Genomic DNA, 15,060 nt, shown 5'->3' on the forward strand with positions numbered 1-15,060 from the left:
CACCTCACGCGGCGCAGACCGCAGGCCCCCGGATTCCCCACACCCACCACCGGAGACAACCGTGCCCCAGTCCACCCCCGCTTTTGACTCGCCCCGCACCGCGCCCGCCATCCACGTCCTGCCCACGCGCCGCCAGGCCCTGGCCACCGGCGCCGCCGCGCTGGCGGCTGCGGCCTGGGGCCTGCCCCGCACGGCGCGCGCCCAAGGAGACGGCAAGCCGCTGCGCGTGATCCTGCCGCTGTCGGCGGGCTCGGGGGCGGACGGCGCCATCCGCGCCATCAGCACCAGCCTGGCCAAGGCGCTGGGCCAGCCTGTGGTCATCGAAAACCTGCCGGGCGCGGGCGGCATCACCGGCACCACGCAGATCGTGCGGGCGCCCAAGGATGGCTCGGTGATCGGCGTGGTGTCCAACAACCACGTGGTCAACCCCAGCGTGTACAAGAACATCCCGTTCGACTCGCTGGCCGACATCACGCCCATCACCATCCTGGGCGCCACGCCGTTCGTGCTGGTCGCGCACCCTGCAGTGCCCGCCAAGACGGTGCAGGAGCTGATCGCGCTGGCCAAGTCCAAACCTGGCGTGCTCAATTACGGCTCGTCGGGCAACGGCACCATCCTGCACCTGGGCGCGGCCATGTTTGTGGACCAGGCGCAGCTCGACATCAAACACATCCCCTACCGGGGCATGGGCCCGCTGATGAACGACATCCTGGGCGGGCAGGTGCAGCTGGGCGTGGTGGCGGTGGCACCCGCTGCGGCGCACATCAAGGCAGGCTCGTTGCGCGCGCTGGGCGTGACCACGGTCAGCCGCGTGCCCATGCTGCCCGGTGTGCCCACCATTGCCGAACAGGGCCTGCCCAGCTACGAGCTGGATGGCTGGATCGCCCCCGTGGCGCCCGCAGGCCTGCCCAAGGCCGAGCTGGCGCGGCTGTACAACGGCTTCAAGGCCGCCATGGAGATGCCCGAGGCGCGTGACGCGCTGATCGCCCAGGGCTACGAGATCAAGCTCACGCAGCCTGAGCCCGCCGCCGCCTTCTTCCGCACCGAAGCCGCGCGCATGGCGCAGGTGGTGAAAAACGCCCACGTGAAAATTGACTGATCGGGCGTCGGGTTGGTTGTCTGGTCGGTTGGCCAGTCGGTTGGCTGGGGTGAGCTGGGGCGGGCCAGCCAAGCGGCGAGCCGGTCGATGGGCAGGGGAGGGCGGCGCCCGCTCATCTGGCCATGCGGCTGCCTGCACGGTGGCCGGGAAGCAAAAGCTTGAAGCTTTTCAGGCCGTTACCGCGCGATGGGTATGCCTTTGTAGCTATTGTTTTTGTAGTAATCGCAGGCCGCAGCAGTTGGAAGGGCGTACCCGGCTCTGCCCATGGCGCAGAACACCGTTTCTGATGGCATTTTCTTTCTGGTTGCTCTGCGCTAACCCGAGCTGCGTTTGGGGTGCCTTGTGGCTGCTTTTGGGGCTTTTTTGGGGCTGCTTTTAGGGCTCCAGCGCCTGTCCAGAAATCGCTGTCAGCTATTCTTTCGGTAGCAAAACCTCAGCCGCGTGGCGCTGGCAGTGCAGGCGCTCCGGTGTTGCTCTGGGCATGTGTCTGGTGCCGCAGGCGGAACACCGCCACCGCATCCACCATCTGGCGGGCCTGGCCGCTCAGGCTGCCAGCGGCGGCGGCGCTTTCTTCCACCAGGGCGGCGTTTTGCTGCGTCACATCGTCCATGCGCACGATGGCCTGCGTCACACGCTGCATGTCCGAGGTCTGCGCGGCGCTGGCCTGGCTGATTTCCTCCATCAGGGCGCTCACCTCGCGGATAGACGCCACGACCTCGGTCATGGTCGTGCCGGCATCCCGCGCCAGGTCCGAGCCTGCCTGCACGCGCTCCACGCTGGTCTGGATCAGGGCCTTGATTTCGCGTGCCGCACTGGCGCTGCGCGTGGCCAGGTTGCGCACTTCGCTCGCCACCACGGCAAAACCCCGGCCTTGTTCGCCTGCACGGGCGGCCTCGACGGCCGCGTTCAGCGCAAGGATGTTGGTCTGGAAGGCGATGCCGTCGATCACGCCAATGATGTCGGCAATGCGGCGCGAACTCTCCTGGATGCCCTGCACCACCTCCACCATTTGCGTCACCACATCGCCGCCGCGCTGCGCCACGGTGGCTCCGCTCTTGGCCAGTTCGTTGGCGCGTTGCGCGTTCGAGGCGTTCTGCTGCACGGTGGACTGCAGCTGCTGCATGGACGAAGCGGTTTCGTCGAGTGACGAGGCCTGCTCTTCGGTGCGCATGCTCAGGTCGGCATTGCCCTGTGCAATCTCGGCGCTGGCGCTGGCCACACCTTCGGCGTTGCTGCGCACCCCGGCGACCACGGTCTCCAGGTTGTCCTGCATGGCGCGCAGGGCTTCGAGTAGCCGGGCGGGCTCGTCGCGGCCCTCCACGCGGATGCTGGTGGTGAGGTCGCCCGCCGCCACCTTGTGGGCCAGCGACACGGCCACGCCCAGCGGGCGCACCACCGAGCGGGTGAGCAGCCAGCCCGCGCACGCGCCCAGCGCCGTGACCAGCGCCAGCGCCACCAGGCTGCTGACCAACGCGCGCCGCGCGTCCTGCGCAGCTTTCTCGGCAATCGCTGCACTGCTGGCGGCCACCTGCTGGCTCAGCTCGGCGAGCAGCCTGGCGGGGCCCTGGTCGATGTCGGCCACGTCGGCATCCCCGGCCGAGGGCACAAAACCCAGCGACTGGAACACCTCGAAGCCTTTGCGGTAGCCCTGTGCCATCTGCGCGTGGGCCTGGGTGAACTTTTGCAGCGCGGCCTTTTCCTGGGCGTCGGTCAACTGGGGCTCCAGCGCCTTGGCGGCGTCGGCCACGCGCTTCTCGCTGGCCTGGAAGGCGGCCCAGTGCAACTCGCGCTTGCGCGAGTCTTCGCCGCGCAGCAGGGTGTTCTTCCACTCCAGCACCTGGGTCTTGAACTCGCTTTCGATGCGGCTCACGGCGCGTTCCTGCGCCACGCGCCCCAGCACCGTGGTGTCGTAGGTGCCCAGCGTGTGGTACAGCGTGGCAATGCCGAACAGCGCGGCACCCAGCAGCAGCGCCAGCACCAGGCCCAGGGCCGTGGCCATGCGTGCGCCGATGGAGTGGTTGGACATTTTCATCAGAGGCTCCAAAGGTTCTGCAGCGGGCCCGGAGGGCCTGGCGGTGGGATCAGGCCTTCAACTTGAGCAGGTACACCATCACGCGGGCGGTGGTGAGGTCCAGCTCCATGAACTCTGCCAAATCCTTGCCGGTGAGCCAAGAGGGTTCCCACCGGTTCTGCTTGAGCGTGCGCGTCCAGGACTCGTGGTGCGTGGCCGCCTCGACGGCGGTCAGCATCTCGGCCATGCGGGCGGGCGCCACGCCTTTGCCCGTGAACACGCCACGCCAGTTGGCCATCACTGCGTCCAGCCCCTGTTCGCGGAAGGACGGCAGGCCAAACGCGCTGCGGCGGGACGAGACCCCGATGGCCCGCAGCTTCCCTGCCGCAATGGCGTCGCTGAACTCGCTGTAGCCCGACAGGCCCACGGCAGCGCTGCCGGACACCAGCGCCTCGACCACGTCGGCGCCTCCGGGGAATGGCTTGTAGACCAGTTCCTCGGGTTTGGCCTTGGCGGCGCGCGCCAGCACGCCTGCAAACATGTGGTCCACGCCCCCGGCAGAGCCTCCGGCCACCGGCATGCCGCGCAGGTCTGCACGCAGTGCATCGGTCAGGTCCTTGGTGTTCTTGATAGGCGATTTGGCCGCCACGGCCGCCACCAGGTAGTCGCTGGTCAGGCGGGCAATGGGCTGTATCTGGGCCATGTCCACGGCTGGTTTTTGCAGTGCCACGGCGCCCACCATCACCATGCCGCCCATGAGCAGGGTGTTGGCGTCATTGCCGTATTTTTCAGCGTACTTGGCCAGCCCGATGGTGCCGCCCTTGCCGCCGATGTTTTCATATTCCACCTGGTCGGCCGCACCCGCGCCCACCAGCGCCGCGCCCAGTGCGCGGCCGGTCTGGTCCCAGCCGCCGCCGGGGTTGGCGGGGATCACGATGCGCAGCGTGCCCGCCAGCCTGGGCGCCTTGGGCGGCGCGCTGCGCGCGGCCGCGCCTGCCTGGGCCCAGGCAGAGGTGGCGAACGGGGCGCCGAGTGCGCCGATGGCGCCCGTGGCAGTGGCGCGGGCAAGGATCTGGCGGCGATTGAAGGAGGTCGTCATACGGTCTTTGAAAAAAGGGGGGAGGGGCAGATCGCTGGGTCGGCCTGTGCGTATTGCGACAGGAGAGAACCGAACTGCATGGCAGTCTCCTTCAGCCGTGTGGCAATGGTCACCATCCAAGCTGTCAGTCTGCTGTCGGTGGCATGGGGGTAAACGTGGAGGCCTGTACTGCGCAAAGCCAAAAGAAACGCCCTGCGCCGCAGTTGCGGGGCAGGGCGTTGGCGCCTGGGCAGGCCGCAGTGCGGCCGGTAGGGCTTGGTGCTGGCTTACAGCGAGTCGATGAAGCTGCGCAACTTGTCCGAGCGGCTGGGGTGCTTGAGCTTGCGCAGCGCCTTGGCTTCTATTTGGCGAATGCGCTCGCGGGTCACGTCGAACTGCTTGCCCACTTCTTCCAGGGTGTGGTCGCTGGTCATTTCAATACCGAAGCGCATGCGCAGCACCTTGGCTTCGCGTGGCGTGAGGCCGTCCAGGATGTCCTTGACCACGTCGCGCAGGCCAGCCTGCATGGCGGCTTCGATGGGCGCGGTGTTGGCACCGTCCTCGATGAAATCGCCCAGGTGGCTGTCGTCGTCATCCCCGATCGGCGTTTCCATGGAGATCGGCTCCTTGGCGATCTTCATGATCTTGCGGATCTTGTCCTCGGGGATTTCCATCTTGGCCGCCAGGATGGATGCATCGGGCTCAAAACCAAACTCTTGCAAGTGCTGGCGGCTGATGCGGTTCATCTTGTTGATCGTCTCGATCATGTGCACCGGGATACGGATGGTGCGCGCCTGGTCGGCGATCGAGCGGGTGATGGCCTGGCGAATCCACCACGTGGCGTACGTCGAGAACTTGTAGCCGCGGCGGTATTCGAACTTGTCCACCGCCTTCATCAGGCCGATGTTGCCTTCCTGGATCAGGTCGAGGAACTGCAGGCCACGGTTGGTGTACTTCTTGGCAATCGAGATCACAAGGCGCAGGTTGGCCTCGATCATTTCCTTCTTGGCATCGCGCGAGGTGGCTTCACCTTCGTTCATGCGCTTGTTGATGCCCTTCAGCTCGGCCAGCGGCACCACAACACGCGATTGCAGGTCCATCAGCTTTTGCTGCAGGTCCTGGATGGGTGGGATGTTGCGCGCGATCACGGCCGACCAGGGCTTGCCTGCGGCGGCCTGCTTCTCGACCCATTGCAGGTTCAGCAGGTTGGGCGGGAAGTCCTTGATAAACGTCTCCTGGGGCATGCCGCACTTGTCCACGATGATGCGGCGCAGCTCGCGTTCCTTCTTGCGCACATCGTCCACCTGGCCGCGCACCATGTCGCACAGCTTTTCGATGGTCTTGGCGGTGAAGCGGATGGTCATCAGCTCGGCCGACAGGGCGTGCTGGGCCTTCACGTACGCAGGGGTGCCGTAGCCTTCCTTGTCGTACACCTTGTGCACTTTTTCAAACAGCTCGCGCAGCTTGTCGAAGCGCTCCAGTGCCTGCTTCTTGAGTTCTTCGAGCTTCTTGGTCAGCGCCTTGGAGCCGCCCTTGCCGTCGTCATCGTCGGCTTCGTCGAACTCGTCAAAGTCTTCTTCGGCCACATAGTCGTCGGCCTCGTTGGGGTTGGAGAAGCCGTCCACGATGGTGGAGATGACGACCTTGCCTTCGCGGATTTCCTCACCCATGTTGAGGATTTCGGCGATGGTGGCGGGCGATGCGCTGATCGCCTCCATCATGGCCATCAGGCCGCCTTCGATGCGCTTGGCGATTTCGATTTCGCCTTCGCGGGTCAGCAGCTCCACGGTGCCCATTTCGCGCATGTACATGCGAACGGGGTCGGTGGTGCGGCCGAATTCCGAGTCCACGGTGGACAGAGCGGCTTCGGCGGCTTCTTCGGCTTCTTCCTCGGTGGCGCCAGCGGGGGCGTTGTCCGTGATGATCAGCGCTTCGGCATCGGGCGTCTGCTCGTACACCGCCACGCCCAGGTCGTTCAGCGTGGTGATGACGGCTTCGAGGGTTTCGGCATCGACCAGCTTGTCGGGCAAGTGGTCGTTGATTTCAACGTGCGTGAGGTAGCCGCGCGTCTTGCCCAGCTTGATCAGGGCCTTCAGGCGCTGGCGGCGCTTTTGCATGTCTTCTTCGGACAGGACGGTTTCGTCCAGACCGAATTCCTTCATCAAGGCGCGTTCCTTCGCCTTGCTGATCTTCATGCGCAGGGGCTTGACCTTCTCGACCGTGGCGGCCGCTTCAGGGGTCTCTTCGACTTCGCCTTCGAGGTCCGACTCAATGTCGGACAGGTCGGTGTCGTCACCGCCTTCGTCACCGGCGGCGGCAGCCTTGGGCTTGCGGCCGCGCTTGGCGGGGGCTTTGGCTTCTGCGGTGCCTGCGGCCTTGGCAGGGCGGCCGGGGCGCTTCTTCGGGGTTTCCTCTTCGTCGGCGGCAGCGGCGACAGCCTTGGCGCGGGCAGGTTTTTTCTTCAGCAGCTCATCGGCAGCTTTGATCAGCTCGGCGGTACTTTTCACGGACACAGTTTTGACTTTCTTGGCTGCTGGAGCGGGCGCGGCGGCTGCAGGCTTCTTGGCCGGAGCTTTCGCAGTTGCTTTGGCAGCAGGGGTGGGAACAGCCTTTGCGGCAGTGCCTGGAGCAGACTTGGGCGGCTTCGCGGACTTTTGAGCGGGCATGGAACAACCTCAGAATCAAAAACGGACACACAAAGAAATCGCAAGCGCCACAGATCCCGGCGCGGGTGGCGGTGCGAAGCTGAACGGTCTTCGCACTTCGAGGGGAGGCCCTCAGCGGCAAGATGTCTGGGCGATCATTTGGTGTGCAGTCCTTGCGATAAGTGGGCCCATCAGCGCATAGGTGCGCGTTTGTCACGGTGGCCCGGCTCGGAGGTGCTGCTGTCGCTCTTGCCTAACCCTACATTATGCCATGTGGCGAAATTTTCAAGCCTTTGGCTGGTGGAGGCCCAACAAGATCTTGCGTTTTTGCTCCAGGGCGCGGTAGCGCTCCAGGGCCGTGGGGTCCTGGGCGGCTTGCAGCATCAGCAGCTTTTGCTGCTCGGCGATGTCTTCGATGAGCATGCGGTTCAGCAGGTCGCGGAGCTCCAGCCGGAGTTCGGCCAACTCGCCCTCTGTCTGGGCATGGGCGCCGGTCATCACCTTCACCGCCAGGTCTTCGCATTCGTGGTCACGCAGGCTCTCGCGCAGCACCGCCCAGGCCAGGGGGCCATGTTCGTGAAACTGCGCCTCCAGCCAGGTGAACAGCGGACCGTGGGGCGAGGGCTGGGCACACAAGGCCGTGTGGTCGTCGTGGGTCAGTTCTTCCAGAAACGCCATGTGCGACAGCAGCAGCCGCGCAGCGTGGTCGGCCCGGCCCATGGCAGGCGTGCGGGGCAGGCGCGGCTGGGGCGGCCAGGGGGCATCGTTGTCCCGCTTGCTCCACTTGCCTTTGCTGTCCTTTTTCCAGCCGCCACCGCCACTGTTCTTGCGGAAGGGGGGCTTGCCGCCGCCATAACCTCCAGCGCCCGGGGGCTCGTGGCCGCCAGATGCGCCGCCCCCGCCACCCACGTACTCGGGCTCGTGGTGAGGCTGCCAGCCGTCCAGGTCGGGGGGCGGTGTTTCGCCCCATGGGGGCTCGTCGGCATAGGGGTTGGATGCCTTCGGCGGCGCCTGGGTGCGTGGCGCGGGGGCCGCAGTGCGCGCGGGTTCGCGGCCACTGCCGGAGTTCCACAGTTCCGACAGGTCGCGCGCGTTGAGCTGCGTGAGTTCGGCCAGCTCGCCCAGCAGCTGGCGCTTGAGCACGCCATCGGGCAGGGCCGTCCACAGCGGGCGGGCGTTGCTCGCCATGTGGGCACGGCCCTCTGCAGTGGCCAGGTCGCAGCCATCGCTGGCCGATTCGATCAGAAAGCGGCTGAGTGGCACGGCGTTGCCCACATGCTGGGCAAATGCGTCCGTACCGTTGGCACGGATGAAGCTGTCCGGGTCGTGCTCTGCGGGCAAGAACAGAAACTTGATGCTGCGCGTGTCGGTGGCGTGGGGCAGGGCCCCGTCCAGCGCCTTGCGGGCAGCGCGGCGGCCCGCGTTGTCGCCGTCAAAGCTGAACACCACCGCATCCGTAAAACGCAGCAGCTTGTGCACATGCTCGGGCGTACAGGCCGTGCCCAGTGTGGCCACGGCGTTCGGGAACCCGAGCTGCGCCAGTGCCACCACGTCCATGTAGCCTTCGGTGACCAGGGCGTAGCCGTGCTCGCGGATGGCGGTGCGGGCCTCGAACAGGCCATACAGCTCGCGCCCCTTGTGGAACACCGGCGTTTCGGGTGAGTTGAGGTACTTGGGTTTGTCGTCGCCCAGCACCCGGCCGCCAAAGCCGATGCACTCGCCCTTGACGTTGCGGATGGGGAACATCACCCGGTCGCGGAACCGGTCGTAGCGCTTGTCCTGCCCTTCTTCGCCCACGATGACCAGGCCGCTTTCTTCGAGCAGCGGGTCGTCGTAGCGTGGGAAGACACTGGCCAGGCTGCGCCAGCCCTCGGGCGCGTAGCCCAGGCCGTAGCGCTTGGCCACCGCGCCCGATACGCCCCGACCCTTGAAGTAGCCAATCGCCCGCTGCGACTCGCGCAGGTGGCGGCGGTAGGCATCGGCGGCTTTTTCGAGCACATCGCTCAGCGTGGCCTGTTTCTGGCGGGCTGCGGCGGCGCGTTCGCGCTCCTGGGGAGAGATGTCGTCATCGGGCACCTGCAGGCCCACGCCCTGGGCCAGGTCCTGCACGGCCTCGACAAAACCCATGCCCGCGTGGTCCATCAAGAAGCTGATGGCATTGCCATTTTTGCCGCAGCCAAAGCAGTGATAGAACTGTTTGGCAGGACTGACGCTGAAAGATGGCGACTTTTCCCCGTGAAAAGGGCACAGTCCCATGAAATTGGCCCCACCCTTCTTCAGCTGAACGTAGCGGCCCACGATGTCCACCACATCGACACGGGCAAGCAGTTCCTGAATGAAAGACTGAGGGATCGTCACGCGGTGTATTGTCCGCGTAAACTGTTTGTTACCAGTTATTACAAAACGGGGCTTTCGGCATGGCAGGCATGGCGTGGCAGCAGGCAGCGGTCATTGGGGCGCAGCAGACGCGGCGCCGCAGTGTGGCGGCAGCGCTGCTGGCCGTGGGCCTGGGGGCTTTTTTGCCTGCCACGGCGCAAGCCGCCACCGTTCTGCGCGTGCTGGCGTGGCCGGGCTATGCCGACCCCGACCTGGTGGCCGTGTTCGAGAAGCGCCACGGGGTCAAGGTCGAGATCACCACCGTGGCCTCTGACGACACCCTGCGCGCCAAGCTGGCCAGCCCGGGTGGCTCCGGCTTTGACCTGGTGGCCGCCAACACCGCCGAAATCGCGCGTTTGGTGGCCCAGAAGATGCTGGCACCGTTGCCTGTAAGCAACATTCCGAACGCGGCACGCCAGTTGCCGCGCTTTCGGCAGCTGCAGTCCATCGCAGGCATCACGGCAGGGGGCGAGGTGTATGCCATGCCCTTCACCTATTCCGAGATGGGGCTGGTCTACGACCGCCAGCAGTTCAGCACGCCCCCGGACTCGATTGCCGTGCTGTGGGACCCGCGCTGGCAGGGCAAGGTGCTGGCGTTTGATGGCAGCAGCCACGGGTTTTCGCTGGCCGCCATGTACCGGGGGCTGGCGCCGTTTCGCATCGATCCCGAGCGGTTCAGCCCGCTGGCCAGGGACCTTGTGGCCCTGCGCCGCAACGTGCGCTCGTTCTACAGCCTGCCCGAGGAGTCCGTGGAGCTGTTCCGCAAACACAAGGTGGCTGTGATGCATGCCAACTACGGCCAGCAGCAGCTCAAGCAACTGCGCGATGCAGGGCTGGATGTGGGCTATGTGGTGCCCAAGGAAGGCGCGCTGGCCTGGCTCGACTGCTGGGCCATCACCCGCCGCTCTACCCAGGTGGCCCTGGCCGCAGAGTGGATCAACTACATGCTCGACCCGGCGCTGAGCCGAGAATTCACTCGGCGCCAGGGTCTGGCCAACACCCTGGAGGAGCCCTCCGCGCTTTCGGGAGACGTGCCCATGGGCCCCATCGTCTGGCTGGAGCCGGTGGAGGACGAAACCCGGCGCGCGCAACTGTGGCAGCGCATCGTGGCGGGCGACCGCCCCGCGAGGTTCTGACACATGGGCATGCCGCGCATGAAATGGGGCATTGCACTGCGCCTGGGCGTGTTGCTGGCCTCGTTCAGCGTGTTCGCGGCCATCCTGGCGGGCTACTACACCTTTGATTCGAGCCGCGACCGCCTGCAGGGGCGGGCCGAACGCGCGCTGATGGCCACCACGCAGGTGCTGGCGCGCCACATGCAGGCCGGGTTTGGCACGGTGGCGCGCGACACCTCCTTCCTGGCTAGCGTGGTGGCCCAGGAGCCAGACCACGCCCGCCTGGCCGAGATCTTCCGCGCCAGCCTGGCCGCGCACCCCAGCTACCTGCAAATCCGCTTCATCAGCGCGCAGGACTATGGCCTGGAGCTGGTGCGCATCGACCGCCAGGGCGGGGTACCGGTGCGGATTGCCGATGACGCGCTGCAGGAGAAGGCGCATTTCCCGTTTGTGTTTGAAGCCCTGGCGCTGTCGGCGGGAGAGGTTTACGTGTCCGAGTTCGGCATCAACCACGAGGGCTCCCCGGGGGAGGACGCGGTGCCGGTGTTCAACATGGCGTCGCCCGTGGTGCAGGGCGGCCAGGTGCAGGGGGTGGTGGTGGTGCGCGTGGCGGCCGAGCCGTTCTTGCGCAACTTCGACGCCGCGCTGCCCACGCCCTATGGTTTTTACCTCAGCAACCGCTGGGGTGACTTCCTGGTACACCCGGATGCCACCCAGACCTTTGGCTTTGACCGGGGCCAGCGCATCCTGATCCAGGAGGCTTTTGCTCCAGTGGCGGCACTGGTCGAGGGGCGCGCCCAGGAGGCCGTGCTCAGTCGGCCCGCCACCACCGAGGACGAGGCACGCGTGTTCTCTTTCGTGCGCATGCCCTTTGGTGGCGAGGAAGAAGGGCGCTTCATGGTGGTGGGCCTGTCGCAGCCCCTGGCCGCCGTGCAGGGCGAGGTGCTGGACCTGGGCCGCAGCATCCTCAAGATCCTGCTGGTGCTCAGCCTGGTGGGCGTGGCGCTGGCGGCAGGCGTGTCGCGTGTGGTCACGCAGCCCCTGCAGGCCATGGTGGCGGCCGCGCAGGCGTTCTCGCGGGGGCAGACGCATGGGGCGCTGCCCGTGCACCGCAAGGACGAGGTGGGCGACCTGGCCCGCAGCTTCCATGACATGGAGCAGCAGATCAGCCGCCAGATCACCGAGTTGAACGCCAGCCGCGACGCCATGGCCCACCTGGCGCACCACGACGCACTCACCGGTTTGCCCAACCGCCGCATGTTCGAGCAGCGCCTGGCGCAGGCGCTCGAACTCTCGCGCCGCAGCGGCCGCGACTGCGCCCTGCTGTTTGTGGACCTGGACGACTTCAAGGCTATCAACGACACCCGTGGCCACGCCGTGGGCGACCTGGTGCTGCAGGCCGTGGCCCGCGTCATCCTGGGTGCCGTGCGGCAGGCCGACACCGTGGCCCGGCTGGCGGGCGACGAGTTCACCGTGCTCTGTGAAAACGTGGACTCCGAAGAAGCCGCGCTGCAGATCGTTGCCAAGCTGGAGCAGGCCTTTGCGCCGCCGCTCGACATCGAGGGCCAGCCCTTCCCGGTGCGCGCCAGCATCGGTGTGAGCCTATTCCCGCGCGACGCCCAGGATGCGCACACGCTGCTGGCCAGCGCCGACGCGGCCATGTACCGTGTCAAGCAAGGCCACCGCCGAAGGCTGTGAGTTGGCGCCCTGGCGCTGGGTTTGCACACCGTGTTGCCTTCGTGTCAGCCTGCGGCGCTAGGCTCCATAACGTTCACTTCAGGTTCACCTTCTTGCACCCACCCATGACCTCCATCTTTGACCAGCACCTGCCCCGCAACGAAGCCAACTTTGCCGCCCTGTCGCCCCTGTCGTTCATCGAACGCACGGCCGAGGTCTACCCCGACCGCCTGGCCATCGTGCACGGCGCGCTGCGCCAGACCTGGGCCCAGACCTACGCGCGCTGCCGCCAGCTGGCCAGCGCGCTGACCCAGGTGGGCATCGGCAAGAACGACACCGTGGCCGTGATGTTGCCCAACACGCCCCCGATGGTGGAGGCGCACTTTGGCGTGCCCATGGCAGGTGCCGTGCTCAACACCCTCAACACCCGGCTCGACCCCGAGGCCATCGCCTTCATGCTCGACCATGGCGAGGCCAAGGCCGTGATCGTGGACCCGGAGTTCAGCGGCACCATGGCCAAGGCACTGGCCCTGCGCACCGCCACCACGCCCCTGCGCGTGATCGAGGTGCAGGACGCCCTCTACGGCCCCGCCGTGCAAAGCCTGGGCGGCACCGACTACGACGCCTTTGTGGCCAGCGGCGATGCGGCCTTTGCCTGGAGCCTGCCCGCCGACGAGTGGGATGCGATTGCGCTCAACTACACATCCGGCACCACCGGCAACCCCAAGGGCGTGGTCTACCACCACCGGGGCGCCGCCACCAACGCCATCAGCAATGTGCTGGAGTGGGACATGCCCAAGCACGTGGTGTACCTGTGGACCTTGCCGATGTTCCACTGCAATGGCTGGTGCTTTCCGTGGACCATCGCAGCGCGTGCGGGTGTCAACGTGTGCCTGCGCCGGGTGGACGCGCAGGCCATCTTCGACGCCATCCGCAATCACGGCGTCACGCACTACTGCGGCGCGCCCATCGTGCACGGGCTGCTGGTGAATGCGCCCGATGCCATGAAGGCGGGTGTGCCCGCAGGCGTCAAGGCCATGGTGGCGGGCGCGGCGCCACCGGCCTCGATGATCGAGGGCATGGAAAAGATGGGGTTCGACCTGACCCATGTGTACGGCCTCACCGAGGTGTACGGCCCCGCCACCGTGTGCGCCAAACACGAGGCCTGGGATGCGCTCGACATCGGTGAGCGCGCGCGCCTCAACGCCCGCCAGGGCGTGCGCTACCACCTGGAGCGCGACGTGCGCGTGCTCGACCCAGAGACGATGCAACCCGTGCCGCAAGACGGCGAAACCATGGGCGAGATCATGTTCAAGGGCAACATCGCCATGAAGGGCTACCTCAAGAACCCCAAGGCCACCGACGAGGCGTTTGCGGGCGGCTGGTTCCACAGCGGCGACCTGGCCGTGCAGTACCCCGACGGCTACATCAAGATCAAGGACCGCAGCAAGGACATCATCATCTCGGGTGGCGAGAACATCTCGTCCATCGAGGTCGAAGACGTGCTCTACCGCCACCCCGACGTGCTGGCCGCCGCCGTGGTGGCCAGGCCCGACCCCAAGTGGGGCGAGACACCCTGCGCCTTTGTGGAGCTGAAGGCTGGCGCGCAGACCACGCCCGAAGACATCGTGGCGCACTGCAAGAAGCACCTGGCGGGCTTCAAGGTGCCGCGCGCCGTGGTGTTTGGCGAGCTGCCCAAAACCAGCACCGGCAAGATCCAGAAGTTCGAGCTGCGCAAGCAGGCCGGGTCGGCAGCGGCGATTGATGTGTGAACGGCGCAGGCGGGGCGGGTGCCGCATGCCGACGCGCACCCGGCTTGCGTCTTATTGAGTTGATTGCTATATGTTTAATAGCTATAAATGCTCGATGGTCGCGCGGAGAAGGCCTTTTTTATTGAATAAATAGGTGTCTTGGGTGGTGCGGTTTTGACAACGCGCCCAACGTTATCAATTTCCCCTCTGCGCCCGGCTGTTGCTCCCTCTCCCCGACCCTCTCCCGCAAGGGGAGAGGGAGTCAAAACCCCCTGTCAGCCAAGCGCCTCAAGACTCCGCGTTCACAGCATCCAGCCACGCCCTCACCGACAACCCCAGCTTTTGCGCAAACACCCGTGACAGCGCCGACGGGTTGGCATAACCCAGCTCGTTGGCAATCGACTTCAGCGACCGGCCGCTGCGCAGGTGCGCCTGCGCCAGCGTCAGCCGCCAGTGCACCAGGTAGTCCGCCGGTGTCTCGCCCACCACGGTCTTGAAGCGCGCAGCAAATGCGCTGCGCGACAGGCCTGCCTGCTGCGCCATCTGTTCCAGGCTCCACGCCTCACCGGGGGCTGCGTGCAGCGCCGTCAGGGTGCGCGCCAGGGCCGGGTCGGCCAGGCCGGTGAGCAGGCCCGGTGGCATCTGCGCCTGCTGCGGGTGGTCCAGCAGCCAACGCAGCAGCTGTAGCAGCACCACTTCAAACAAGCGGTCGGCCAGCACGCGGTGGCCGCAGCGCAGGCGGTCGGTTTCGGCAAACAGCAGGTCCAGCGACTGCTGCAGCCCGTCCACCGCGCCCAGCGGCAGCACCACCAGCGGGGGCAGGGCGCGGGCCAGCGGGTGGCTGGCGCCGCCGTCAAAGTCCAGCGCCGCGCAGGTGAAGTCCGAGCCCTCGGTGGGCGCGTTGTGAAAGAAGTGCTCCAGCGGCCGGGCATAGAACAGCAGGCTGGGCTCGCACACCTGAAGCCGCTCGGGTGGGCCCGCCTGGGGTTGGTGCGTGACCACCATCTCGCCCCGGCGCAACACATGCAAAAAGCCCCGGCCGGGCGCAGCCGCAAAGTGCGTCACGCCACACAGCGGCCCGTTGTGGAACAGGTGCGCCCGCACCCGAAACCGCTCCAGCAGTGGCGACAACCGGTCGAGCGGGGTGGAGGCCTGCGCGGGTGTGGGAATGCTTGGTGGCATGGTTTTGGATGATTGGGTATGAATTGTGGATTTTATGTGCCAAATGGTACGCACTGGCGCCGGACACTGCAGGGGTGCCGAGAGCAGGCACAAGTTCTCAACCACCCTTCATGACCTTCAAGGAAC

The 15,060-nt window shown here is 66.4% G+C and carries 9 protein-coding genes; 4 read left to right on the plus strand and 5 right to left on the minus strand.

All coding sequences use genetic code 11. The features are described 5' to 3' along the window. Nucleotides 1–109: 109 nt before the first annotated feature. Nucleotides 110–1,099, plus strand: coding sequence for a tripartite tricarboxylate transporter substrate binding protein (locus tag ACSQ3O_RS08435; protein ID WP_436141094.1), 990 nt, complete (start codon nt 110–112; stop codon nt 1,097–1,099). A 433-nt stretch (nt 1,100–1,532) separates the two neighbouring features. On the opposite strand, the gene ACSQ3O_RS08440 is transcribed toward ACSQ3O_RS08435, so the two are convergent. From ACSQ3O_RS08440 to dnaG, 4 genes are all read right to left on the minus strand, one after another. Then, a complete protein-coding gene (locus tag ACSQ3O_RS08440; protein ID WP_436138516.1) occupies nt 1,533–3,131 on the minus strand; it encodes a methyl-accepting chemotaxis protein in 1,599 nt (532 codons plus the stop codon). Nucleotides 3,132–3,180: 49 nt separating this feature from the next. Then, nucleotides 3,181–4,209, minus strand: coding sequence for a Bug family tripartite tricarboxylate transporter substrate binding protein (locus ACSQ3O_RS08445; protein WP_137749508.1), 1,029 nt, complete (start codon nt 4,207–4,209; stop codon nt 3,181–3,183). Between the two features lie 266 nt (nt 4,210–4,475). Further along, a complete protein-coding gene (gene rpoD, locus ACSQ3O_RS08450) occupies nt 4,476–6,854 on the minus strand; it encodes an RNA polymerase sigma factor RpoD (RefSeq protein ID WP_137749509.1) in 2,379 nt (792 codons plus the stop codon). A 264-nt stretch (nt 6,855–7,118) separates the two neighbouring features. After that, nucleotides 7,119–9,191: a DNA primase gene (dnaG, locus tag ACSQ3O_RS08455; RefSeq protein ID WP_436138517.1), complete on the minus strand. Its 2,073-nt coding sequence runs from the start codon at nt 9,189–9,191 to the stop codon at nt 7,119–7,121. A 68-nt stretch (nt 9,192–9,259) separates the two neighbouring features. On the opposite strand from dnaG, the gene ACSQ3O_RS08460 reads away from it, so the two are divergent. From ACSQ3O_RS08460 to ACSQ3O_RS08470, 3 genes are all read left to right on the plus strand, one after another. After that, entirely contained in the window at nt 9,260–10,345 is a 1,086-nt protein-coding gene (locus ACSQ3O_RS08460; RefSeq protein ID WP_436141095.1) for an ABC transporter substrate-binding protein, read from the plus strand. Nucleotides 10,346–10,354: 9 nt separating this feature from the next. After that, the gene (locus ACSQ3O_RS08465) at nt 10,355–12,022 is read left to right on the plus strand and encodes a diguanylate cyclase domain-containing protein (RefSeq protein WP_436138518.1); all 1,668 of its coding nucleotides are present in this window, start codon (nt 10,355–10,357) and stop codon (nt 12,020–12,022) included. Nucleotides 12,023–12,126: 104 nt separating this feature from the next. After that, entirely contained in the window at nt 12,127–13,773 is a 1,647-nt protein-coding gene (locus ACSQ3O_RS08470) for an acyl-CoA synthetase (protein WP_436138519.1), read from the plus strand. A 267-nt stretch (nt 13,774–14,040) separates the two neighbouring features. On the opposite strand, the gene ACSQ3O_RS08475 is transcribed toward ACSQ3O_RS08470, so the two are convergent. Beyond that, nucleotides 14,041–14,934, minus strand: a complete 894-nt coding sequence (locus ACSQ3O_RS08475) for a cupin domain-containing protein (RefSeq protein ID WP_436138520.1) — start codon at nt 14,932–14,934, stop codon at nt 14,041–14,043. Nucleotides 14,935–15,060: the final 126 nt, after the last annotated feature.

Origin of the sequence: Acidovorax sp. LjRoot74, assembly GCF_964254355.1 — a bacterium.
In the GTDB taxonomy this organism is placed as follows: Bacteria; Pseudomonadota; Gammaproteobacteria; order Burkholderiales; family Burkholderiaceae_C; genus Acidovorax.

Bases quoted from the DNA above. Each gene is read 5' to 3' on its own strand.
- ACSQ3O_RS08440 (WP_436138516.1), bottom strand. From the start codon at position 3,131: ATGAAAATGTCCAACCACTCCATCGGCGCACGCATGGCCACGGCCCTG.
- ACSQ3O_RS08445 (WP_137749508.1), bottom strand. From the start codon at position 4,209: ATGACGACCTCCTTCAATCGCCGCCAGATCCTTGCCCGCGCCACTGCC.
- rpoD (WP_137749509.1), bottom strand. From the start codon at position 6,854: ATGCCCGCTCAAAAGTCCGCGAAGCCGCCCAAGTCTGCTCCAGGCACT.
- ACSQ3O_RS08460 (WP_436141095.1), top strand. From the start codon at position 9,260: ATGGCGTGGCAGCAGGCAGCGGTCATTGGGGCGCAGCAGACGCGGCGC.
- ACSQ3O_RS08465 (WP_436138518.1), top strand. From the start codon at position 10,355: ATGCCGCGCATGAAATGGGGCATTGCACTGCGCCTGGGCGTGTTGCTG.
- ACSQ3O_RS08470 (WP_436138519.1), top strand. From the start codon at position 12,127: ATGACCTCCATCTTTGACCAGCACCTGCCCCGCAACGAAGCCAACTTT.
- ACSQ3O_RS08475 (WP_436138520.1), bottom strand. From the start codon at position 14,934: ATGCCACCAAGCATTCCCACACCCGCGCAGGCCTCCACCCCGCTCGAC.